This window comes from Delftia sp. ZNC0008 (assembly GCF_000799035.1).
Taxonomy (GTDB): domain Bacteria; phylum Pseudomonadota; class Gammaproteobacteria; order Burkholderiales; family Burkholderiaceae_C; genus Comamonas; species Comamonas tsuruhatensis.
In genome coordinates this window covers 1-1,245 of record NZ_JTKZ01000237.1, presented here as the reverse complement: position 1 = coordinate 1,245, position 1,245 = coordinate 1, and the positions used below count along the sequence as shown (strand labels likewise).

The 1,245-nt window shown below is 44.1% G+C and carries 2 protein-coding genes; both read left to right on the top strand.

The window, feature by feature from the left end; translation table 11 throughout:
* Positions 1–516, top strand: a 516-nt coding sequence (locus L995_RS31895) for an RHS repeat-associated core domain-containing protein (protein ID WP_331428947.1), incomplete at its 5' end; no start/stop codon positions are given.
* Between the two features lie 2 nt (positions 517–518).
* Positions 519–947, top strand: coding sequence for an SMI1/KNR4 family protein (locus L995_RS32910; RefSeq protein ID WP_152683584.1), 429 nt, complete (start codon positions 519–521; stop codon positions 945–947).
* The last annotated feature ends 298 nt before the right edge of the window (positions 948–1,245 follow it).

Sequence of the window (1,245 nt, the reverse complement as noted above, 5' to 3'; positions counted from 1 at the left end):
TACAACCGGTTCAGGTATTACGATCCTGTGGTGGGAAGGTTTGTGCATCAGGATCCGATTGGGTTGGAGGGGGGTGATAATTTATTCTTGTATGCACCGAATACTAGTAATTGGAGCGATGCATTAGGACTAGCTCCCAAGAAGAGGTGCGGATGCCGCAGAGATCCATGCGATATTACAAGACACCGCGATCAACCATCACCACGTAGGCCCAAAGACTCGCATCATGTAGTTCAAGACGAATGGGCCAAAAGTCAAGGATACGCCAAATATAATTCAGGTGATGCGCCTTCTATTCTCTTAAATAGAAGTCCAAATCATGCCACAATCACCACGCGACAAAATGCCAGACGCGATGCTCGTGTTGCAGCAGGCAACGGGAAATGGTCAAGCACAATTCGAGAGGAATTTGAATATTCTTCAAAGGATCTTAAAGCTGCTGGAGTCTCGGAAAAATGCCGAAAGAGAGCACTAAAGAAGAGTTATCAGTATTTTTATGAAATTGGAGCATTTTGATTATGAATGATATTATTGAATCTATAAAAAATAGAGTATTAAATCAATATGACCGTGACCCACCCCTAGAAGAAAGAAATATTAATGATATATCCAAAATATTAAACCTGCCTGCAAATTACGTTGAGTGGATGCGCTGGGCCAACGGAGGAGAAGGGCAATTTGGTAGTCTATATTTATCATTTTGGCCAATAGATGAGCTGGAGATTCTAAATAATGATTTTTTGGTTAAAAAATATCTTGGGGATAAGGCCCTGTGTTTTGCCACTAATGGCGGCGGAGTAGGCTATATATTCAAACATCTTCCCAATGATTCTTCCGTCTGGGCTGTGCCTCTTGGTGATTTAGACTGGGCAAGTGCAAAAAAAATAGGTGATGATTTTCTCGATGCATTGCTCAATGCATTAAATCGAAGCGTCACCGAAGATTAGTCATTATGTAAAACTGTTCATATTCACAGCGGTGCATCTATTCGTAGGCAGCTGTGCTTTTCCGGAGGGTTAGACTTGTTTAATAGATCCGCCATACACATGGAACTTCAATACTTCCATAGAGTGGCGCGACAACTGGACAACAATCCACTGTATTTTTCAGTGGGCGCCGCGCATTGATCGCGATATGCATTCGAGCGCACCGCCCCGCGACATAACTGCGACATTCTCACCGGGGAAATCCGTGGCTCACGCCTGAGCGAATACCTCTACGAGCCCGACAGCTTCGTGCCCCTGG

Coding starts and splice junctions, on each gene's coding strand:
- L995_RS32910 (WP_152683584.1), top strand. CDS start 519: ATGAATGATATTATTGAATCTATAAAAAATAGAGTATTAAATCAATAT.